Source organism: Halopseudomonas sp., from assembly GCF_038130085.1.
GTDB lineage: Bacteria > Pseudomonadota > Gammaproteobacteria > Pseudomonadales > Pseudomonadaceae > Halopseudomonas.
Window position 1 is genome coordinate 1 of sequence record NZ_JAYPMU010000027.1, and the last position, 19,482, is coordinate 19,482.

The window sequence follows — 19,482 nt, forward strand, 5'->3', positions numbered from 1 at the left end:
TTTGGCACATTGTGCCTCTTTTCAAAAGTGTCCGCAGTAACGGGGTAGAACCCGGTCGTGTACCACTGGACGAGGGTAGCCGTCTGCGACGCGGAGCAAACCCTCATGCTCAACCCTGTCCATATCCTTGACGTAGGCTGTGTACATCCGGTGCATGGCGCGGTTTAGTGATGGTTGAGTCTGAGCCTGTCCGGGGAAGCGTCCGGGAAATACATATTGCCCCATGCGGCTAGCGAACTCGTTGCCTTTTTTCTTGTGATCTTCGATCTGTTTGCGCTGTTTGTTTTTGAGGTACTTCAGGATGCCCATGACCTCATCTGACAACGGGATCGCGATGGGGTTGTTGTTCTTTTCGAATTTGCCGCTGCGATCCCACATGGCGTCGTAAAAATCTAGATCCACCCAGCGCATTTCTACGATGCGACCGGAGCGCTGTGCCAGCATCAGGCTGAGAAGCAGCGCGAAGCGGGTATTCTCATTGAGATAGGGAGCGGTGAGCTCGCGCAGGAACCAGACCAGTTCGTGACGATTGAGCGTACGTTCTCGAGGCACATCTTTGACTAGCTTCTTCATCTGCACCAGCGGGGTCGCGTCGAGGATGTCGCGGTCTACGCAGAAGTTGAACATCGCGCGGATGACTGCCAGGTTGCGGTTCGCTTGGATGCCCGCAGTTTTGGCCTTCTCGTCGAGCAAAGCGATGACTTGCTTGCGTTTGATATCGACCATCTTCATGCGGCCGAGGTGAGGGATAAAGTCGACCTCCAAGAGTCGCTTGTACTCGTGCAATGTCCTCTCGCTGTTCTTGAGTTTGACGTGATCCAGATAGATTTCAGCAGCCTCGGCGAAGGTGGGGCTTTCGCGATACTCGAACAGCTCCGCGACCTTTTTCTGCCCAGGGTCGATGCCTTGGGCGAGAAGGTTGATGGCTTGAGCGGCCTGTTCTCTTGCCTCAGTCAGCGACATGGCCGGGTACTTTCCGAGTGTCAGCCTGCGTGGGTGATTGTGAAAGCTGTATAGGAGGATAAAGCTTTTGCTGGTTTTGTTGACCCTGACCCCAAATGTGCCGTGTCCATGCATGGGCGGGTCGAGATATTCAAATCGGCCCTGTTTTGGGTCGTACTTCAGGCGTTTTACGGTCAGCTCATTCATGGGTTGTCGTATGGTCATGCGGCCTCCACAGGCGGTTTTCGGGGTAGGTTTTGGGTAGGGATTTGGCCCCGGGGTAGGGTTGGGGTAGGGCTTTGACACCGCTTCCAAATCTGTTAGCCTTCCCTTAACAACTCCTGTTTTTATTTTGAAATTCAAGGGGATGCAGGAGTTATTTTTGGGTTGTCTGTTCCGGTTCCCGTGTGGAATAAGGGCTACTGAGCAAACTTGTAATCAGTAGGTCCCGAGTTCGACTCTTGGTGCCGGCACCATCATTAAAAAGGCTTGCGAGAAATCGCAGGCCTTTTTTGTTTTCTGGGTTCCGTCCTGTCGTTGTCGTGCAGCATGCAGGCGCGCTGCGCTGTTCTGACCAGGTATCGCATTCTTCTGGATGCTACTTTGGCATGACTTTGCTGTTCGATTCCCTTGCAGACCTATAGAATCCGCCCGCGCGGTAGATATGTCCCTGCTCACCGTGTGGCAATTCTGTAAATCTGGAGTACTCCAATGAATCCTGGTGGTGGCCTGAAGTGGCGCCTCGCCGTGTTTGTCTGCCTGGTTTCTGCTGCATTGATGGTGGTGGCCCTGGCGCTTCCTCGTGTGCCCTTGTTTGTAGAACGCCCGCAGGATTATTTATCGCTGCACCTTTTGCTCGAGTTGGTTGCGGTAATCGTGTCGGTCATGGTGGTTTCCATTGCCTGGGGTTCGCTGGGTAAGCGTGATTTGCCGCGGGCCAACATTCTGATTTTTGGCTTCACCCTGGTCGCAGGCGCCGATCTTGCACACGCGCTGGTTTATGAGGGGATGCCGTCGCTGATCCTGGATGGCAGCACCGAACTGGCTATTTTCTTCTGGCTGGCGGGGCGCGGCTTTGAGGCATTCTCGCTGTTGCTGGTCGCTGCCGGGGCGCGTTTGTATGGCTCTTCGCTGCGCTGGTTGATGATCGCCCTGCTGCTATTGGCCGGTCTTTTGGCTTTCGGCGCTAAGGGGCTGCATCTCTTACCTGACACCTTTATCCCCGGTGAGGGCGTTACGCCGTTCAAGGCGAACATCGAGTATGCGCTGTGCGCGGCCAATCTGTTGTTGGCGGCCTGGCTGTTCGCCCGTTACTGGCGTGAGAACAATCCACGTTTTCTTTGGCTGGCCGTAGCCAGTTTCATCATGGGTTTTGGAGAGCTGGCGTTTACCGAGTATGTGGCACCCTCGGATGCGATCAGCCTGTTCGGCCATCTGTACAAGGTGATGGCCTACATCTGTATCTATCGCGCTGCGTTCATCGTGGCGGTGCACGAGCCATACTCGTTACTCGCGCGCTCGACCGCGCGTGCGCAGGCCCGCGAGCAGGATCTGAACCGCCTGATGCATAGCCTGCCGGTAGGCGTGGCCCGACTGGATCGAGCGCTGAATCTGCGATTCACCAATCCGTCGTTTGACCGTAGCTTCCTGATCAAAGGCGGCCATTCAGCCGGGTGTCATCTTGAGCAGGCGGTCAACGGCGCGTTTTACCAGCAGCTGCTGCCCGCGCTGCAGGCAGCGTTGGACGGTGAGCGTGGCGAACTGGACGGGGAGTACACAACACCGCAGGGCGCGACTCGGCACGGCCACGCCATCGTGGTGCCCGACGATCAAGGAATCATGGCGATCTTTACCGACACCACGGTGCGCGAGCAAAGCCTCCGCAAGCTGGAGGTGTCGATGCGCGAGAACACTGATATTCGGCTGGCCCTCGATGCGCATGCGATCGTTGCCTTCACCGACGCGCGTGGGGTAATTACCAAGGTCAACGACAAGTTCTGCGCTATCTCCAAGTACGCCCGTGACGAGCTGATCGGTCAGACGCATGGGCTGCTCAATTCAGGCACACACCCGCCAGCCTTTTTCGCCGACCTGTGGCGCACCATCGGCCGCGGCGATGTCTGGAACGGGGAGATCTGCAACCGGGCCAAAGACGGGGCGCTGTATTGGGTGCAGACCACCATCGTGCCCTTTGTCGGCAAATCCGGTTTGCCTGAGCAGTACATTGCCATCCGTGCCGACATCACCAAGCGCAAGCAGGCCGAGGCGCAGGCGCTGCATATTGCCCTGCATGACGAGCTGACCGGCTTGCCCAATCGTCGGTTGATGACTGAACGGCTGCTGCAGGCTACTCGTAAGGCGGTGCGCAGCGGCAGCTACGGGGCGGTGCTGATGATCGATCTGGACAACTTCAAGGAGGTCAACGATACCCTTGGTCACGTTCAGGGCGATGAGCTACTGTGTCAGGTAGCCCATCGGCTGCAGCATGTTGTCCGCGATGTCGATACGGTGACTCGTCTGGGCGGCGACGAGTTCGTCCTGCTGCTGGAGGAACTGGGCACCGATCAGGATCAGGCGGTCGAGAGTGTTGCCAGCCGTGCCGAACATATTCGCCGGCGGCTGAGTGAACCCTATCAACTGAGCACCCTGCAGCTGGACGTCTCGCCAAGTATCGGTGTGACCCTGTTTACCCTGGGCGAAGACCAGGCTGAAGAGTTGATAAAGCAGGCGGACATGGCGATGTACCGGGCCAAGGATGCCGGGCGCGATCAGATCTGCTTCTTTGATCCGGCAATGCAGAGCGAGGTGGTGGAGCGCGCGATGCTGCTGCGTGACCTGCGTCAGGCGTTGGATAACGGCGAGTTCTGCCTGTTCTACCAGCCGGTGGTAAGTCAGGCGCGGCGCGTTCTTGGTGTTGAGGCGTTGATACGTTGGCAGCACCCGCAGCGCGGCATGGTGTCGCCGGCGACCTTCATCCCGCTGGCGGAAGACAGTGGGTTGATTCTGTCGATAGGTCAGTGGGTGCTGGAAACCGCCTGCCGCCAGCTGACCAACTGGGCGCAGGATCCGGAGCGGGCGAACTGGCATATCGCGGTCAACGTCAGTGCGCGACAGTTGAGACAAGCCGATTTTGTCGAACAGGTGGCAGCTGCCATCGAGCGCACCGGAGCGCGTGCGTCCATGCTGCGGCTGGAGCTGACCGAAAGCATGCTGCAGGACAATCTGCCAAGCACCATCGGCAAGATGAAGGTGTTGCGGCAGATGGGTATTCGCTTTTCGCTTGATGACTTCGGTACGGGCTATTCATCGCTTAGCTACCTGCAGCGTCTGCCGCTGGATCAGCTGAAGATCGACAAGTCCTTCATCGACAATGTGCTGACCGACGCCAACGACGCGGCTATTGCCAGCACCATTGTGACGTTGGCGCGCACCCTGGGCCTCGGCGTTGTGGCTGAAGGGGTTGAGACCGTCGAGCAGATGGAATTGCTGGTTGCCAGCGGCTGCCAGGTTTTTCAGGGCTACCTGTTTGGTCGCCCGGTCGAGGCGGCAGCGCTGGCGCGCGACCGCTCCGACGAGGCGCCGGCGGGCTGATCCGGTTGGGCCGGACAGCCTGGCCGAGGTTATTTACCGCCGGGGGTGCGGGCGTAAGTCGGGATTGGCGGGGTGATGTAGGTCATCTTGTCGGCGCCCTGATCCTTGATGCCCTGGTCAACCCAGGCCTTGATCAGGCTGGCGTCCATCATGCCCAGATAGTTGCCGCTTTCGTCGAAGTTGACGTTGGTGCCGAACACCACCATGAAGGTGTCGGTGTCTTCGGTGTTGTCGGCCGGGGTGTTGAACTGGTGAACGGAGCCGCCCGGCTCGTACAGGTAGCAACCGGCGGTCTGCTTCTGATCGGGGTACTCGGTGTAGTACCAGCAGCCGGTCATGGTGTACAGGTGCACGCAGCCGGTGTGGAAGTGGATCGGCAGGGTGACACCGGGGGCGAACTTTACCCGCAGAACCCAGATGCCGTTATAGGGGTCGAGCATCAATGGGTAGGCTTTGATGCCGGGGTGCAGCAGACCTTCGAGAAACTTCTCGTCGTTGGTGTTGATGGTCAGCAGGGAATCTTGATGGGTAAAGGCTTCGGGCAGGGCCATGGGGGTGTCCTCGTGCTTATTGTCGTTGTTGCGCTGTTGTTCAGAACACAGCGTAGTTCGGGCATGCCGAGGAGGGATTTTCAGTCGAAAGACGGGTGCAATATTGTCTTTTGACGACGCCTGTTTGTCATTTGCCGTCAGCGGTGGATTTCTTCAGTACTGGCGGACTCAACTGTGTGTTTGCAGTTGCTGGCGCCGGGCACTCGGCGAAATAGCGTGCCAGCGTCGGCACGCCCGGTTCAGCGAGCTTTGTTCAGCATAGCCGAGCAGGGCCGCGATCTGCGCCATCGGCATGTGTTTTTCGATCAGGTAAAGGTCGGCCAGTTCGCGGCGCACGTCATCAACTAGCTGCTCGAAAACCAGTTCCTGGTACTCCAGCCGGCGTTGCAGGGTTCGTTCATTCAATCCCAGATGGTCGGCGATTACTCGCAGGGTGCAGTGCCTGGTCGGCATCAGCCGCTTGATCAGATCGAGTACCTGACTATGCAGGTCGAGTGGATTGGCGGCGCTCAGGTTGTGCAGGTAGTCGAGCATCGCGTCGTGCAGCTGGCGGTTATGCTCGCTGATCGGATGGCTGATGTGCTCGGGTCGCAGTACCAATGCGTTGCTGGATTGAGTGAAATAGCAGTTAGCGCCGAAGAAACGCTGGTAACGGCTTTGCGGCAGACAGGTGTTGGTGCGCAGCATCACCGCAGCGGGGTGAAAATCAGGGCCCCAGAGCATTTGCAGGGTGCGGTGGGCAACGCCAAGGGACAGTTCCAGCGTCTGCCGGACCCGATGCAGCGCCCGCAGACGCAGGTCGAACTCCAGCTGTGGCCGTTCCGGGTCGCTGGTGTTCAGGTGCAGGCTGATGCCGGGGCTGTAGGTGTGCATGAAGCGCGCGACTTCCTCCAGCGCTTCGCCGATGGTGCTGGCGTTCTGGGCAATCACCGCCAGCGGGCCGAGCACGGTAATGCTTTGTCGCTCCGCCATCTGCAGGCCGAAGTCCGGGCAGTGCAGTTCTTCTGCGCTGTATTCCAGCAGGCCGATCAGCGACCGGTACGGGATGACGCTAGCCGTGTTGCCGATGATCTGCGGATCGATGGCGAACTGGCGCATCAACGCCTCCGGGTCAGCACCGAGTTCGTGGACCAGTGGGGTGAAGCCGGTCAGTGACGTGGCCTTGATCAATGCTGTCATGGCTTGTGTATAGCAAGATGTTGTCTGCTTCGCTATGCCCCACTTTAGGCATTTTGTTTTAGGTTTTGCGATTGCCAACTGCGTTCGGGCGGGGCAAGAATGAAGTCAGGGCTCACTGTCATTTCTGCATCGCATGTAGCGCGTGCTGCCAGCCATCACGATGGCGGAAGCGGAGGTGACACCCGGCCCTGGCCGTTGCGACCGGACTGGTCGTATCTATTTTTGCGTCGGCAGTTGTTCCCGCCGGCGTTTGCCAAGGAAGCCTCGCATGACAAGACCCAACGTAATCAATGCATCGGTCAGCCCCAAAGGCAGCCTGGAAACCCTCTCCCAACGTGAAGTTCAGCAGCTCAGCAAAGTAGGCTCCGGTGGCCTGCATCAGCTGTTCCGCCAGTGTGCGCTGGCGATTCTCAACACCGGCGCGCGGGTTGATAACGCCAAGACCATTCTCGAAGCCTACGCCGACTTTGAGGTGCAGATTCACCAGCAGGACCGCGGCGTGCGGCTGGAGCTGATCAATGCCCCGGCTGACGCCTTTGTCGACGGCGAGATGATCGCCAGTACCCGTGAAATGCTGTTCAGCGCCCTGCGCGACATCGTCTATACCGAAAGCGAGCTGGGCGGCCCACGGGTCGATCTGGACAGCTCGGCGGGTATCACCGACTACGTCTTTCATCTGCTGCGCAACGCGCGCACCCTGCGGCCCGGGCTGGAGCCAAAGATGGTGGTGTGCTGGGGCGGGCACTCGATCAGCATCGAGGAATACAAGTACACCAAGAAGGTGGGCCACGAACTCGGCCTGCGTAATCTCGATATCTGCACTGGCTGCGGCCCGGGCGTGATGAAGGGGCCGATGAAGGGCGCGACCATTGCCCACGCCAAGCAGCGTATCGTCGAGGGTCGTTATCTGGGCATTACCGAACCCGGCATCATTGCTGCCGAAGCGCCCAACCCGATCGTCAACGAACTGGTGATCATGCCCGACATTGAGAAGCGCCTGGAGGCGTTTGTGCGGGTAGGCCACGGCATCATCATCTTCCCGGGCGGTGCCGGGACGGCGGAGGAGTTCCTCTACCTGCTGGGCATTTTGATGCACCCGGATAACCGCGATGTCCCCTTCCCGGTGATTCTCACCGGGCCGCGCAGTGCTGAAGCCTATCTGCAGCAGCTGAATGCGTTTGTCCGCGACACCCTCGGGGAAGAAGCACAGCAGCACTACCGCATCATCATTGATGACCCGACGGAGGTGGCGCGCTGCATGGCCTCAGGCTTGAAAGAGGTGGAGCGCTTCCGCCGCGAGCGTAACGATGCCTTTCACTTCAACTGGTTGCTGCAGATCGAGGAGAGTTTTCAGCGGCCGTTCGACCCGACCCACGCCAACATGGAAGCGTTGCAGTTGACGCTCGACATGCCGCCGCACGAACTGGCTGCGAACCTGCGCCGGGCGTTTTCCGGCATCGTCGCCGGCAACGTCAAGGACAAGGGTATTCGCCTGATCGAAGAGCACGGGCCGTACCGCATTCATGGCGATCCGCGCATTATGCAGCCGCTGGATGCGCTGCTGCAGGCCTTTGTTGATCAGCACCGGATGAAGCTGCCGGGTGGCGCGGCCTACGAGCCGTGCTACCGCGTGGTCAGCTGACGCAGGAGGTGCCTCGCCGTTAATGCGACGAGGCACCCTGTGTTAGACCGGCTGACAATAGCGGCGCTGGAAGTAGACCAGGCCGTCGCCGCTTTCCCGCTGGCGGATCGCCAGAATCTCGCAGATCAGAATGTCGTGGCTGCCGGCAGCCACCCGGTTGCTGATGCGGCAATCAAAGTTGATCAACGCCTCATCCAGCATCGGCGCGCCGCTGACGTCGGTGCTCCAGCTGGCACTGGCGAAGCGTTCATCCATCGCTGTCTTGCCTCCGAACAGATTGGACAGCGCCTGCTGATCGCTGGTCAGTGTGTTTACGCACAGGTGGTCGTTGGCCTGAAAGATGTCGTACACCGAGGCGCTGCGATTGAGGCACACCAGCAGACTCGGCGGCTCTTCCGAGACGCTACAGACCGCTGTGGCGGTGAAACCGGCGCGGCCGGCAGGGCCATCGGTGGTAACCACGTTGACCGCGGCGGCCAGTACCGACATGGCGTTGCGGAAAGCGTCCTTGGTGACCGGGGTGGGCATGGGTTCCACTAGCTTGGCTGCGAGCATGATGGGCTCCTTCAGGTAAGAATGCAGGCCTTGGAATAGGCCAGACGCGGCAGACGGTCGAACACCTTGCTGCTGTCGCCGTAACCGAGATTGATCAACAGGTTGGACTTCCAGTGGCTGTCGCTGAAAAACGCCTCGTCCAGCGCCTTGGCGTCAAAGCCGGACATCGGCCCGGTGTCGAGTCCCAGGCTGCGCGCGGCCATGATGAAGTAGGCGGCCTGCATCGAGCTGTTGCGGAAGGCGGTTTCGTAAATCATCTCCGGGCTGCCGGTGAACCAGCTGCGTGCGTCTGCATGGGGGAACAGCTCCGGCAGCGCGTCGTAGAAGCGCGAGTCATAGGCGACGACCACGGTGACCGGCGCGCTCATGGTCTTTTCCAGATTGCCGGATGACAGGCACGGCTTGAGCAGCTCCTTGCCCTGACGGGTGCGCACGAACACGAAGCGTGCCGGGCTGCAGTTGGCCGAGGTTGGGCCCATCTTGGTCAGGTTGTAGATGGCTTCGAGCAGGCTGTCCGGCACCGGCTGATCCAGCCAGCCGTTGTGGCTACGGGCCTCGGTGAACAGTTGCGCCAGGGCGCTTTGATCCAGTGGTTCTTCGTACATGGTTGCCCTCACTCAGGCGGCGAATTCGGTGTCGTGAATGACGCTGGCGAGAAAGCGCCTGAGCGTCGTATTGATGGTGTCCGGGCAGGTCACGCTGGAGGCGTGGCCGCCGTAGTCAAAGCATTCCAGCCGGGCGTTCGGCAGCTGTTCGGCGAGCTCTCGTGAACACTGCCAGGGCACCAGCATGTCGTCGCGGTTGGCGATCAGCAGGGTTGGCTGGCGGATGCCGGCCAGCGCCTGTGCGTCCGGCGCAAATGCCTGCAGGGCGGCAATGCGGCGCAGCAGATTGTCGGTCGGCGGAAAGCCCGTCACGTGCTTGCGGTCGTCGATTTGCAACTGCTCGATGTTGGCGGCGATCCAGTCCGGCGGGTAGAGAAACAGCGCCTGCGCTTCGACGTAGGCAGCCGGCCCGCTGCCGGCGAGCAACTGCTTGCGTACCGAGAAACAGCGCGCGGTATGCGGGCTGACCCGTGACCAGGCGTTCATCAGCGTCAGGCTGCGCAAGCCCGGTGCCTGCTGCAGCGCCAACGCCAGACCGACCAGACCACCGAGGGCATGACCGATCAGGTGATAGTCGCCGATGCCGTGGCTGGCGAGCAGCGTGCGCAACTCGCTGGCCATGGCGTCGATGCTGTAATCGGCGGGCAGGGAGGCAGGGCTTTTGCCGGTGCCGAGCTGGTCGTACAGCACCACGCGATAGTCGCTGGTCAGTGCATCCAGTTGCGGCATCCAGAAGTGCGCCGCGCCGCCGAGCCCCGAGCTGAATACCAGCGTCGGGGCGTCGGCATCACGCCGGCCGTGGATTTCGATATGCATCACGGCCACGGCCTCAGCCGACGTGGGCGATGCTGGCGATTTCGATCAGCGCGTCCGGTTTTACCAGACCACACTGGATGCAGTAACGCGCCGGCTTCTCGCCCGGGAAGTACTCGGCGTAGACGGTGTTGATGGCGGCGTAATCGCTCCAGTCGCGCAGCATGATCATGTTGAAGGTGACGTCATCCATGCTGCCGCCGGCTTCCTCGACCACACCCTTGATGGTTTCTAGCACGTGGCGGGTTTGCGCTGCCGCATCGCCAACGTGAACCACGTTGTTGTCCTTGTCGAAGGGCAGGGTACCGGAGACGTAGACAATGCCATCGGCCATCGAACCCGGAACGTAGGGGGCCAGTGGTTTGCCGGTGCCGGCGGGGAGGATGGTTTTCTTGCTCATGCGGATGCTCCTTGGGTAACGGGCTTGGTCAGTGCGGTGCAGAAGTCGTCGACGGTGCTGACCCAGCCAAAGAAGGTTTCGATGTTGTACAGCGAGGCCTGCTGGACGAATTCCGGCCCGGCCTGATGGGTGGCGTCGGCCAGTACCACGCCGAAGTATTCGAGGAAGAAGCCGTCGCGCAGGGTGGATTCCACGCAGACGTTGGTGGCGATGCCGGTGAACACCAGATTGCGAATGCCGCGCGCGCGCAGCAGGCTGTCGAAGGCGGTGTTGAAGAAGCCGCTGTAGCGTGGTTTCGGCACCACAAGGTCGCCCGGCTGCGGCTGCAGGGCGTCGACCAGATCGTAGTCCCAGGTGCCCTTGGCCAGCAGCTTGCCCTGCAGTTCCGGGTTTTTGCGCATGGTCTTCAGTGCGTTCGACTTGTGCCAGTTCGGCGAGCCGGGGCCACCGGCCTCGGCGTACTCGCTGTCCCAGCCGTTCTGGAAGAAGATCACCTGCACACCGGCGGCGCGTGCCGCTTCGATGGCACGGGCGATCTGCTCGATCACTGGCCCGGTGCTGGAGACATCAAAGCCCGCCAGATCCAGATAGCCGCCCTTGGTGGAATAGGCGTTCTGCATGTCGACCACGATCAGCGCGGTCTCGCCGCTGTTCATCGCCAGCGACTCGGGGCGCGCAGGCAGGATGACGTCGGTCGGGTTGTTGCGTACCGGTGCGTGACCGACAACCGGTTTGGTCAGGCTGTTCATCACGCGCTCTCCAGCATCTCGTTAACGTGTTGGCGGCTCTTCATCAGCGGCTGGATCTTCTCGCCGAAGTCTTCGATGCCCTTGATGAAGTCGTCGAAGGTCAGCATCACGCCGCTGTTGCCGGGCACGGTGGCGACTTCGTCGAGCATGCGCGCAACGTTTTCGTAGGAGCCGACCAGCGTGCCCATGTTGATGTTCACGGCAGAGGTCGGATCGGCCATCTGGCGGATGTTGGTGTCGCCCTTGGATTTGGTGTCGGCGGCGCCCTGTTCGCCGAGCCAGGCGATGGCTTCATGGTCGGCACCATCCTTGTAGTGCTCCCAGCGGGCGCGGGCGGCTTCGTCGGTCTCATCGGCGATGATCATGAACAGCGCGCAGGAGGTAACGTCGCGGCCGCTTTCCTCGGTGGCCTTGACCAGACGCTCGACGGTCGGGGCAAACGCGGTTGGGGTGTTTACGCCCTTGCCGAAGCAGAAGTTGTAATCGGCGTACTTGGCAGTGAAGGCCATGCCGGCTTCGCTCTGACCGGCGCAGATGACCTTCATGTCGGCCTGTGGTTTGGGGCTGACGCGGCAGTCGTCCATCTGGAAGTGCTCGCCCTTGAAGTCGCTGCGACCGGTGTTCCACAGATCGCGCAGCACGGTGGCGTATTCGCCGAGGTAGTCATAACGGTTGGCGAAGAACTCATCGCCGGGCCACAGGCCCATTTGGCTGTATTCCGGCTTCTGCCAGCCGGTTACCAGGTTGACGCCGAAGCGGCCGTTGGAGATCGAGTCGATGGTCGAGGCCATGCGCGCGACGATCGCCGGCGGCAGGGTCAGGGTGGCGGCGGTGGCGAACAGTTGGATGCGCTCGGTGACCGCGGCCAGACCGGCCATCAGGGTGAAGGATTCGAGGTTGTGTTCCCAGAATTCGGTCTCGCCGCCAAAGCCGCGCAGCTTGATCATCGACAGGGCAAATTCAAAACCATAGTGCTCGGCGCGCTGCACGATGGCCTTGTTCAAATCGAAGGTCGGCATGTACTGCGGGGCGTTCTTGGAAATCAGCCAGCCGTTGTTACCGATCGGGATGAAGATACCTACATTCATCGGGTTGCACTCCATTGTCCATGTGTTCAGAAGGTCGGCTTGCGTGGCCGGCCGCTGAACAGGCAAAAAGCACAATCCAGGCCATGTTTTTTTTGTTGATTTAAATCAATGATTTGGGTGGTTTGACTGGTTTAAGTTAGACCATTTAGTCCATCTTAGAGCACTTGGTTTGTGCATAGGGATTGGCGTTGGGGCCCATTTTGGGGCTTGAGTTGTCTGCTATCCCCAAGGGTAGAATGCGAGCGTTAAAAGAAGAGGCATACCTCCCAGTGAGTAAACAGATACAGCGTCCCGCACCACCTGCAAAGAAGCCCAAGGCCCGCAGCCGGGTGCCCAGTGAAGCTACGCTGAATCGTCGCAAGCGCCTGATGGAAACCAAGCGCAGCGCCATCATGGAAGCGGCGCTCGATGTGTTTTCCCGCTACGGACTGCACGGCACCAGCCTGGATCAGGTCGCCAGCCAGGCCGACGTCTCCAAGACCAACTTGCTGTATTACTTTGCCTCCAAGGAAGACCTGTACATTAATGTGCTGCGGCAGTTGATGGATGTCTGGCTGAGCCCGCTGAAGGCATTCAGTGTCGAGCAGGACCCCGCCGAGGCCATCGGCGACTACCTGCGCGTCAAGTTGGAGCTGTCGCGCGATCATCCCGCTGAGTCACGGCTGTTTTGTCTGGAGGTCATTCAGGGCGCGCCGCTGCTGCTGGGCGAACTGCAGGGCTCGCTGCGCGAGATCGTCGAATCCAAGGTCAGCGTTATCAATGCCTGGATTGCGGCGGGCAAGCTGGCACCGGTCGAACCCCATCATCTGATCTTCTCGCTGTGGGCCATGACTCAGCATTACGCCGACTTCCGTACCCAGGTCGAGGCGGTGTCAGGTCGCACGTTGGACGATCCGGCGTTCTTTGCCGAGACGCTGGCCAACCTCAAGGCGCTGGTGCTGCAGGGCGTCTGTCCGCGCACTTGATCTGCATCAATATCCTCGCCCTGTTTTTGGGCTAAGCGCACAAACCGAGTGCTCTAGATCAGACCGTTTGTTCCAAAATAAGCGGTCCTATTTTGTTATCTATCTGTTTTAAAAGAGAAAAGCCTTTTTGGCATAGTTGCTGCAATCGTCTCCTGTGATTGGACGCTGGTGTATCGAGCCTGCTCGTTGCGCCGCTTCTCTGGTCCGGCATCAGTCCGGGCACCACTTGGAGGAACCGGTTGTATGACGCTTCAATACGTTCCCATTATCGATCTTGGGCCCTATTTCGGCGGGACTGCCGAGGGCAAGGCTGAGGTGGCCAAAGCGGTCAACCAGGCCTGTCGGGACATCGGCTTTCTGGTCATTACCGAGCACCAGATTCCCAAGGAATTGATCGAGCGGGTTTATGCCCTGACTTCACAGTTCTTTGATCTGCCGATGGCAGAAAAGCGCAAGGCGGATCGTCCGCGTCCGGACATGGTCCGTGGCTACAGCGCGGTTGCCGAGGAAAGCCTGTCCTACTCGATGGAAGAAGCGGCGCCGGGCGACCTCAAGGAATCCTTCTCGATTGGCCCGACCGAGGTGCCGGACGAGCCCTATTACTCCGAAGCCATGGCCGGCCCGCACTTTGCGCCGAACGTCTGGCCGCCGGAGCTGCCCGGTTTTCAGCAGGCCTACGCCGAGTACTTTGCGGCGATGGGTGATCTGGCCCGCTCGCTGATGCGCATCTTTGCGCTGGCGCTGGAACTGCCGGAAACCTTCTTTGACGACAAGATCGACAAGCACATCAGCATGTTCCGCAGCCTGCGTTACCCGCACCTGAAAGAGGGTATCGAGGAAGGCCAGCTGCGCGCCGGTGCGCACACCGATTACGGCAGCCTGACCATCGTCAAACCCGACGGCGCACTGGGTGGCCTGCAGGTGTGCAACCGCGACGGCGAATGGGTCGATGTGCCCTATGTTGAAGACGGCTTCGTGGTCAACATCGGTGACCTGATGATGCAGTGGACCAACGATCAGTGGATCTCGACCCTGCACCGCGTGGTCAATCCGCCGGAAGACGCTGCGGGCGATCAGCAACGCCAGTCGCTGGTGTTCTTCCATCAGCCCAACTACGACGTCATGGTCGAGTGTCTGCCGAGCTGCCTGGCCGATGGCGAGACGCCGCTCCATGCGCCGGTCTCCTCGGGCGACCACCTTAAGTCCAAGTTCGTCCGGCAGACGACCTTCGGCGGCAGCAAGGTGGCCTGAGATGAGCAAACTCTCCTATGTAAACGTCTTCGCCCGCGATATCGAAGCTCTCAGCGGGTTCTACCAGCGCGTATTCGACTTTCCCGAAGTAGAGGCGATTCGCTCGCCGATATTTGTCGGCCTGGACGCCGGCACCTGCTGCATCGGTTTCAACGCGCCGGATGCCTACGAACTGCTGCATCTGGCCGAGCACTCCGACACCCGCGGGTGCAAGTTTCTGCTCAACATCGACGTCGACAGCCCAGCGGAGGTCGACCGTATGGTGCCGATCGCCGTCGAGGCTGGCGCCACCCTGATCAAGCCGCCGTATACCACCTATTACAACTGGTATCAGGCGGTGCTGATGGATCCGGAAGGCAACGTATTCCGTATCAACCACATGATGTAGTCACACCACCTGATCGCAAGAAGGACTTTGGCAATGAAAAAACTGATTGCGGGCGCGGTATGCGCCCTGGCCGCCTGCGGCCTGCCAACTCTGGCTGCTGCCGAGGAAGGCGGCTTTACCCTGACCGGCCCGGCGAAGATCGCCATGCTCTACATCAGCCCGCGCAACGACGGTGGCTGGACTCAGGCCTTCGACGAGGCGCGTCAGCGTCTGGAAGGCGAGATTGGCCAGAAGATTCAGTACGTGGAAAGCGTTCCGGAAACCGCCTCGGCGATCAAACCGACCGTTGAGCGGCTGATTCAGCGTGGCGCCAACATCATCATCGGCACCGCGTTCGGTTACTCCGACACCTTCAAGGAACTGGCCGACAAGTACCCGGACGTGGCCTTCCTCAACGGCTCCGGCACCACCAACTCGCACAACCTGGAATCCTTCTACGGTCGTACCTACGAGAGTCAGTACCTGTGCGGCATGGCCGCTGGTGCGGCGTCTGAAACCGGCAAGCTGGGCTTTGTGGCGGCTAACCCCTTCGGCCAGGTGAACTGGACCGTTAACGCCTTCGCCATGGGCGCGCAGCAGATGAATCCGGATGCGACCGTCACCGTCATCTACACCGGTGCCTGGAACGACCCGGTCAAGGAGCGTGCCGCCGCAACCGCGCTGATCGACCAGGGCGCTGACGTTATCGGCCAGCACGTAGACAGCCCGACCCCGCAGATCGTTGCTCAGGAGCGCGGCGTGCACGGTACCGGTCACCACCGTGACATGAGCGAGTTCGCCCCCGAAGCCACCGTGTGCTCCTCGGTCTGGGTCTGGGATCGCTTCCTGGCGCCTGAGCTGAAGAAGATCATGGCTGGCAACTGGGTACCGGCTGAGCACGGTGCGCTGCTGTCGATGGAGCAGGGCGGTACCGACGTTGCTTGCTGCGGCAAGGGCATCGATGAAGAAGAGAAGGCCAAGATCATGGCCGCCCGTGAGGAACTGCTGAACGGCGAGAAACTGATCTACGCCGGCCCGATTGCTGACCGTGACGGCAACGTCAAGGCGGCGGAAGGCGAAGCGCTGTCTGACGCCGAACTGTGGTCCATGGACTGGTTCGTCAAGGGAGTGATTACCCAGCAATGAGTAACCCGAACGCGATCCGGCTGGACAGCGTAAGCAAGTCGTTTGACGGCTTCAAAGCGCTGTCCGAGGCCTCCTTCACCGCACGCTGGGGCGAAGTGCATGCCCTGCTGGGCGAGAACGGAGCGGGCAAGTCGTCCCTGATGAACATCGCCGCAGGGCTGTATGCGCCGGAAACCGGATCGCTGTTCATCGACGACAACCTAGTGCGTCTGAAGGGGCCGCTCGATGCTGCAGCACAGGGCATCGGCATGGTTCATCAGCACTTCAAGTTGGTGAAACCCTTCACCGTGGCGGAGAACATTCTGCTTGGCCTGCGTCACCTGCAAACCGGTACCTACCGGCAGCGGCTGGCGCAGACCGCCGAGCAGATCACCGCCATGGCCGCCAGCCTGGGGTTCAGCATCGAGCCCCACGCGAGGGTGGATCAGCTGTCGGTGGCCGAGCAGCAACGGGTCGAGATTCTCAAGGTATTGCTGGCCGGTGCCCGCATCCTGATTCTCGATGAACCCACCGCGGTGTTGACTGATGCGGAGGCAGAGAGCCTGCTGACCACGGTCCAGCATTTCGCGCATCAGGAAGGCGCTGCCGTCATCCTGGTGACGCACAAGATGAATGATGTGATGCGCTACGCCGATCAGGTGACGGTGATGCGCACAGGCTCGACGGTCGCGAGCCTCAAACCGCAGACCGTTTCGGTCGGCGAGCTGGTCAAGCTGACCGTCGGCGACGCGCCCACACCGCCACAGATTCCAGCCAGCCGCGCGGCGGGCGAGGTCAAACTGGCGGTGCGCGATCTGCGCTCCAGCGGCGATGCGCCAGTACTGCGCGGCGTTAATCTGGAGCTGCGTGCCGGTGAGATTTACGGCATCGCCGGTGTCGGCGGCAACGGCCAGAGTGAGCTGGCGGGTGCGCTGATGGGCCTGCCGGAGCTGGTCTCCGGCGAGATGGAACTGGTCGGTGAAGGTGATCTCAACAGCCTCAGCGCGGCCCGTCGCCGTGAGCTGGGTATCGCCTGCATTCCCGCCGACCGCTACAGCTCGGCGCTCGCCGCGCCGCTGTCGATCAGCGACAACTTTGCCATGGGCGACGTGCACAGCGGCCGCTACGGGCCGTTCTGGTTCCTGCGCCGCAAACGGATTGAAGCCGACACCGCCGCTGCAGTCGCCGAGTTCGATGTGCAGGGCGTGCGCTCGCTGCAACAGAAGGCGGCCCTGCTGTCGGGCGGCAACGCGCAGAAGCTGGTGATTGCCCGCGAGTTTGCCCGCACCCCGCAACTGGTCATCGTGCACAGCCCCAGCCGCGGGCTGGATGTGCGCGCCACCCTGGCAGTGCACGAACGGCTGCGTAGCGCGCGTGATGCGGGCGCGGCGGTGCTGCTGATCAGTGAAGACCTGGACGAAGTGATGGCGCTGGCAGACCGCATTGGCGTGATGTCGGCAGGACGTATCATCGGCGAGTTTGCCCAACCGGCAGACCGCCAGGCAATCGGGCAGGCCATGGTGAACCATGTTTGATACAACGAATTTTCAACCGCTGCTGGCGCGCCGCTACACCCTTGAAGTACGCCAGCAGATGGCCTGGTACTGGCAGGCGCTGGTTATCGCGCTGGCATTGGTAGTCGGCATGCTCATTTCGGCGGCGATTCTGGTCAGCGCCGGGGTGCCCGCCGGTGAGCTGCTCAATGAATTTGTCATCCTGACTCTGTTCGACAGCCAGAGTCTGCGTGCGGTGCTGTTCCAGGCGGCACCGCTGATCATGGTCGGTCTGGCGGGCTGTCTGGCGTTCCGTGCGCGGTTCTGGAATCTTGGGCTGGAAGGCCAGATGATCTGGGGCGCGATTGGCGCGACCGCCGTTTCACTGTTCGAGATTGGGCCGCCGTCACTGCGCCTGCCGTTGATGATGGTGTGCGCCATGGCCTGCGGCCTGCTCTGGGCGCTGGCGCCGGTGCTGCTCAAGCTGCACCTGAAGGTCAACGAGATCATCTCCACGTTGATGCTCAACTACATTGCGATCAACTTCCTGCTGCATCTGGTCTACGGCAGCTGGAAAGACCCGCGTGACTCCTTCCCTTATTCGCCGCAGTACAAAGTGTTCGAGCGTTTGCCCGAGCTGTTCGACGGCGTCAGCCTGGCGGTGGTGCTCGCGCTGGTGGTCGCATTGTTTGTGCTTTGGTTCACCGGCATCTCGCGCGCTGGCCTATACCTGCGCTTTGTCGACAGCAGCCCGGGTGTGGCGCGTGCGGTCGGCGTGCCGGTCAAGCGGGTGATCCTAGGTACCGTGCTGCTGTCCGGTGCGCTGGCAGGTCTGGCCGGGCTGATGATCACCGCCGGACAGGAAGGGCGGCTGACCCATTCCTTCTACGCCGGTTACGGCTTTTCCGGGATTCTGATCGCCTTTCTGGCGCGCAACCAGCCGATTGCGGCAACGGTGGTTGCGGTGCTGGTGGCGACCCTGTTTGTCGCCGGGCGCAGCCTGCAGGTGTTCTATCAGATCCCGTTTTCGATGGTGCAGTTGATCCAGGCGATTCTGGTGATCTGCGTGGCGTCGTCGGAGTTCTTTATCCGGCACCGTATTCGCCGCATTCAGGGAGGGCAGGTCTGATGGATATGATTGCAAGCTGGATTGGCAACATTCCCGACTTCGCCGTGCCCTTCGCGCTGGCGGCACTTGGGCTGATCGTGATCGAGCGCTCCGGGGTGCTGGCACTGGGAGCCGAGGGCCTCATGCTGGTGGGCGCGCTGGCAGGGATCGGTGCTTCGCTGATGACCGGCGGTGCGACGGTCTGGGCATTGATTCTGGCGATGTGTGCGGCCGGGTTTGTCTCGCTGCTGTTCGCTCTGATGGTGCTGGTGATGCGCATCAATCAGGTGATCGCCGGTCTGGCGCTGGTGTTCTTCTGCCAGGGCCTGACCGGGCTGCTCGGCACCCTGCTGGACTGGACCAACAAGCCGGTCGCCGGGCTGCAGTCAGTGTCGCTGTGGCCACTGTCGGAGTTGCCGGTGGTGGGCAAGCTGTTCGTGCAGAACCCGCTGGTGTTTGTCACTCCGCTGATCTTCCTCGCGGTGGTGCTGGTGCTCAATCGCAGTGTGCTGGGCCTGCGCCTGCGCGCGGTCGGCGAGAACCCGCAGGCAGCGGATGCCGCCGGTATTCCGGTGCTGGGCTATCGCTGCGCCGCCATCGTGGCTGGTTCGATGTTGATCGGTCTGGCCGGTGCTTTTATTTCGGTGCTGAGCACCAAGATGTGGATCGCCGATATGGTCGGCGGCCGCGGCTGGATTGCCGTGGCGCTGGTGATTTTTGCTCGCTGGTCGCCGTGGAAGGCGCTGGCCGGCGCCGTGCTGTTTGGCTGTATCGAGGCGCTGATTCCGCAGATGGCCGCCTCCGGTATTCGCCTGCCGCAGTACTTCGTATTTATGACCCCCTACGCCGTCACCCTCGGGGTGATGATCTGGGTAGCCCTGGCCAGCCGTGACAGCAGCAGCCAGCCTGGGGCGTTGGGGGAACCCTTTATTCGAGAAGAGCGCCGCTAGCTGCGTTGAAAGCTGGCTACGTGGCCAGCGCAGCGTTAAGCGTCGGTTCAACATGCTCATTTACTGTTCGTAAACTGCGCTGTTTCGCCAACGCTTGCCTTGCGCTGA

The 19,482-nt window shown here is 60.9% G+C and carries 18 protein-coding genes; 9 read left to right on the forward strand and 9 right to left on the reverse strand.

What is annotated here, in order from left to right; all coding sequences use genetic code 11:
* Positions 1 to 21: 21 nt before the first annotated feature.
* The gene (locus AAFM31_RS15550; RefSeq protein WP_341708824.1) at positions 22 to 1,149 is read right to left on the reverse strand and encodes an integrase arm-type DNA-binding domain-containing protein; all 1,128 of its coding nucleotides are present in this window, start codon (positions 1,147 to 1,149) and stop codon (positions 22 to 24) included.
* A gap of 504 nt (positions 1,150 to 1,653) precedes the next feature.
* Between AAFM31_RS15550 and AAFM31_RS15555 the strand changes: the two genes are divergently transcribed.
* Positions 1,654 to 4,533 carry an EAL domain-containing protein gene (locus AAFM31_RS15555; protein WP_341708825.1) on the forward strand — a complete coding sequence of 960 codons (2,880 nt, stop codon included), beginning with the start codon at positions 1,654 to 1,656 and terminating at the stop codon, positions 4,531 to 4,533.
* Positions 4,534 to 4,562: 29 nt separating this feature from the next.
* Here the strand turns inward: AAFM31_RS15555 and AAFM31_RS15560 are convergent, their stop codons facing one another.
* Together AAFM31_RS15560 and AAFM31_RS15565 are read right to left on the reverse strand one after the other, a co-directional pair.
* On the reverse strand, positions 4,563 to 5,084 hold the full coding sequence (locus tag AAFM31_RS15560) for a 2,4'-dihydroxyacetophenone dioxygenase family protein (protein ID WP_341708826.1): 522 nt from the start codon (positions 5,082 to 5,084) through the stop codon (positions 4,563 to 4,565).
* Between the two features lie 168 nt (positions 5,085 to 5,252).
* Positions 5,253 to 6,263, reverse strand: coding sequence for an AraC family transcriptional regulator (locus AAFM31_RS15565; protein WP_341708827.1), 1,011 nt, complete (start codon positions 6,261 to 6,263; stop codon positions 5,253 to 5,255).
* A 268-nt stretch (positions 6,264 to 6,531) separates the two neighbouring features.
* Between AAFM31_RS15565 and ppnN the strand changes: the two genes are divergently transcribed.
* Positions 6,532 to 7,905: a nucleotide 5'-monophosphate nucleosidase PpnN gene (gene ppnN, locus AAFM31_RS15570; RefSeq protein WP_338213050.1), complete on the forward strand. Its 1,374-nt coding sequence runs from the start codon at positions 6,532 to 6,534 to the stop codon at positions 7,903 to 7,905.
* A gap of 42 nt (positions 7,906 to 7,947) precedes the next feature.
* Here the strand turns inward: ppnN and rutF are convergent, their stop codons facing one another.
* From rutF to rutA, 6 genes are read right to left on the reverse strand one after another with little or no spacing between them, the layout of a single operon-like run.
* Positions 7,948 to 8,460 (reverse strand): NADH-dependent FMN reductase RutF, encoded by a 513-nt coding sequence (gene rutF, locus AAFM31_RS15575; RefSeq protein WP_341708828.1) that lies wholly within the window; start codon positions 8,458 to 8,460, stop codon positions 7,948 to 7,950.
* Between the two features lie 11 nt (positions 8,461 to 8,471).
* Entirely contained in the window at positions 8,472 to 9,065 is a 594-nt protein-coding gene (locus AAFM31_RS15580) for a malonic semialdehyde reductase (protein WP_338213052.1), read from the reverse strand.
* A 12-nt stretch (positions 9,066 to 9,077) separates the two neighbouring features.
* Positions 9,078 to 9,881, reverse strand: a complete 804-nt coding sequence (gene rutD, locus AAFM31_RS15585; RefSeq protein ID WP_341708850.1) for a pyrimidine utilization protein D — start codon at positions 9,879 to 9,881, stop codon at positions 9,078 to 9,080.
* A 13-nt stretch (positions 9,882 to 9,894) separates the two neighbouring features.
* Positions 9,895 to 10,278 carry a pyrimidine utilization protein C gene (rutC, locus tag AAFM31_RS15590; RefSeq protein ID WP_341708829.1) on the reverse strand — a complete coding sequence of 128 codons (384 nt, stop codon included), beginning with the start codon at positions 10,276 to 10,278 and terminating at the stop codon, positions 9,895 to 9,897.
* Positions 10,275 to 11,027, reverse strand: coding sequence for a pyrimidine utilization protein B (rutB, locus tag AAFM31_RS15595; RefSeq protein ID WP_341708830.1), 753 nt, complete (start codon positions 11,025 to 11,027; stop codon positions 10,275 to 10,277). Before rutB ends, rutC begins: the two co-directional genes overlap by 4 nt.
* On the reverse strand, positions 11,027 to 12,115 hold the full coding sequence (rutA, locus tag AAFM31_RS15600; protein WP_341708831.1) for a pyrimidine utilization protein A: 1,089 nt from the start codon (positions 12,113 to 12,115) through the stop codon (positions 11,027 to 11,029). The genes rutB and rutA overlap by 1 nt, the downstream gene beginning before the upstream one ends.
* Before the next feature lie 236 nt (positions 12,116 to 12,351).
* Between rutA and rutR the strand changes: the two genes are divergently transcribed.
* From rutR to AAFM31_RS15635, 7 genes are all read left to right on the forward strand, one after another.
* The gene (rutR, locus tag AAFM31_RS15605) at positions 12,352 to 13,080 is read left to right on the forward strand and encodes an HTH-type transcriptional regulator RutR (protein WP_371833044.1); all 729 of its coding nucleotides are present in this window, start codon (positions 12,352 to 12,354) and stop codon (positions 13,078 to 13,080) included.
* Positions 13,081 to 13,323: 243 nt separating this feature from the next.
* The gene (locus AAFM31_RS15610; RefSeq protein WP_341708833.1) at positions 13,324 to 14,331 is read left to right on the forward strand and encodes a 2-oxoglutarate and iron-dependent oxygenase domain-containing protein; all 1,008 of its coding nucleotides are present in this window, start codon (positions 13,324 to 13,326) and stop codon (positions 14,329 to 14,331) included.
* Between the two features lies 1 nt (position 14,332).
* Positions 14,333 to 14,719, forward strand: a complete 387-nt coding sequence (locus tag AAFM31_RS15615; RefSeq protein ID WP_088277161.1) for a VOC family protein — start codon at positions 14,333 to 14,335, stop codon at positions 14,717 to 14,719.
* A gap of 33 nt (positions 14,720 to 14,752) precedes the next feature.
* Complete coding sequence (locus AAFM31_RS15620) at positions 14,753 to 15,844, forward strand: BMP family ABC transporter substrate-binding protein (RefSeq protein WP_341708834.1); 1,092 nt, start codon at positions 14,753 to 14,755, stop codon at positions 15,842 to 15,844.
* Positions 15,841 to 17,358, forward strand: coding sequence for an ABC transporter ATP-binding protein (locus AAFM31_RS15625; protein ID WP_341708835.1), 1,518 nt, complete (start codon positions 15,841 to 15,843; stop codon positions 17,356 to 17,358). The genes AAFM31_RS15620 and AAFM31_RS15625 overlap by 4 nt, the downstream gene beginning before the upstream one ends.
* Entirely contained in the window at positions 17,351 to 18,445 is a 1,095-nt protein-coding gene (locus AAFM31_RS15630; RefSeq protein WP_238869975.1) for an ABC transporter permease, read from the forward strand. Before AAFM31_RS15625 ends, AAFM31_RS15630 begins: the two co-directional genes overlap by 8 nt.
* The gene (locus AAFM31_RS15635) at positions 18,445 to 19,374 is read left to right on the forward strand and encodes an ABC transporter permease (RefSeq protein WP_341708836.1); all 930 of its coding nucleotides are present in this window, start codon (positions 18,445 to 18,447) and stop codon (positions 19,372 to 19,374) included. Before AAFM31_RS15630 ends, AAFM31_RS15635 begins: the two co-directional genes overlap by 1 nt.
* Positions 19,375 to 19,482: the final 108 nt, after the last annotated feature.

Excerpts from the sequence above, each read along its gene's own strand:
- ppnN (WP_338213050.1), top strand. The coding sequence starts at position 6,532 with ATGACAAGACCCAACGTAATCAATGCATCGGTCAGCCCCAAAGGCAGC.
- AAFM31_RS15620 (WP_341708834.1), top strand. The coding sequence starts at position 14,753 with ATGAAAAAACTGATTGCGGGCGCGGTATGCGCCCTGGCCGCCTGCGGC.
- AAFM31_RS15635 (WP_341708836.1), top strand. The coding sequence starts at position 18,445 with ATGGATATGATTGCAAGCTGGATTGGCAACATTCCCGACTTCGCCGTG.
- AAFM31_RS15630 (WP_238869975.1), top strand. The coding sequence starts at position 17,351 with ATGTTTGATACAACGAATTTTCAACCGCTGCTGGCGCGCCGCTACACC.
- rutR (WP_371833044.1), top strand. The coding sequence starts at position 12,352 with ATGCGAGCGTTAAAAGAAGAGGCATACCTCCCAGTGAGTAAACAGATA.
- rutF (WP_341708828.1), bottom strand. The coding sequence starts at position 8,460 with ATGCTCGCAGCCAAGCTAGTGGAACCCATGCCCACCCCGGTCACCAAG.
- rutC (WP_341708829.1), bottom strand. The coding sequence starts at position 10,278 with ATGAGCAAGAAAACCATCCTCCCCGCCGGCACCGGCAAACCACTGGCC.
- AAFM31_RS15550 (WP_341708824.1), bottom strand. The coding sequence starts at position 1,149 with ATGAATGAGCTGACCGTAAAACGCCTGAAGTACGACCCAAAACAGGGC.
- AAFM31_RS15560 (WP_341708826.1), bottom strand. The coding sequence starts at position 5,084 with ATGGCCCTGCCCGAAGCCTTTACCCATCAAGATTCCCTGCTGACCATC.
- rutA (WP_341708831.1), bottom strand. The coding sequence starts at position 12,115 with ATGAATGTAGGTATCTTCATCCCGATCGGTAACAACGGCTGGCTGATT.
- AAFM31_RS15610 (WP_341708833.1), top strand. The coding sequence starts at position 13,324 with ATGACGCTTCAATACGTTCCCATTATCGATCTTGGGCCCTATTTCGGC.
- rutB (WP_341708830.1), bottom strand. The coding sequence starts at position 11,027 with ATGAACAGCCTGACCAAACCGGTTGTCGGTCACGCACCGGTACGCAAC.
- AAFM31_RS15615 (WP_088277161.1), top strand. The coding sequence starts at position 14,333 with ATGAGCAAACTCTCCTATGTAAACGTCTTCGCCCGCGATATCGAAGCT.
- AAFM31_RS15565 (WP_341708827.1), bottom strand. The coding sequence starts at position 6,263 with ATGACAGCATTGATCAAGGCCACGTCACTGACCGGCTTCACCCCACTG.
- rutD (WP_341708850.1), bottom strand. The coding sequence starts at position 9,881 with ATGCATATCGAAATCCACGGCCGGCGTGATGCCGACGCCCCGACGCTG.
- AAFM31_RS15625 (WP_341708835.1), top strand. The coding sequence starts at position 15,841 with ATGAGTAACCCGAACGCGATCCGGCTGGACAGCGTAAGCAAGTCGTTT.
- AAFM31_RS15555 (WP_341708825.1), top strand. The coding sequence starts at position 1,654 with ATGAATCCTGGTGGTGGCCTGAAGTGGCGCCTCGCCGTGTTTGTCTGC.
- AAFM31_RS15580 (WP_338213052.1), bottom strand. The coding sequence starts at position 9,065 with ATGTACGAAGAACCACTGGATCAAAGCGCCCTGGCGCAACTGTTCACC.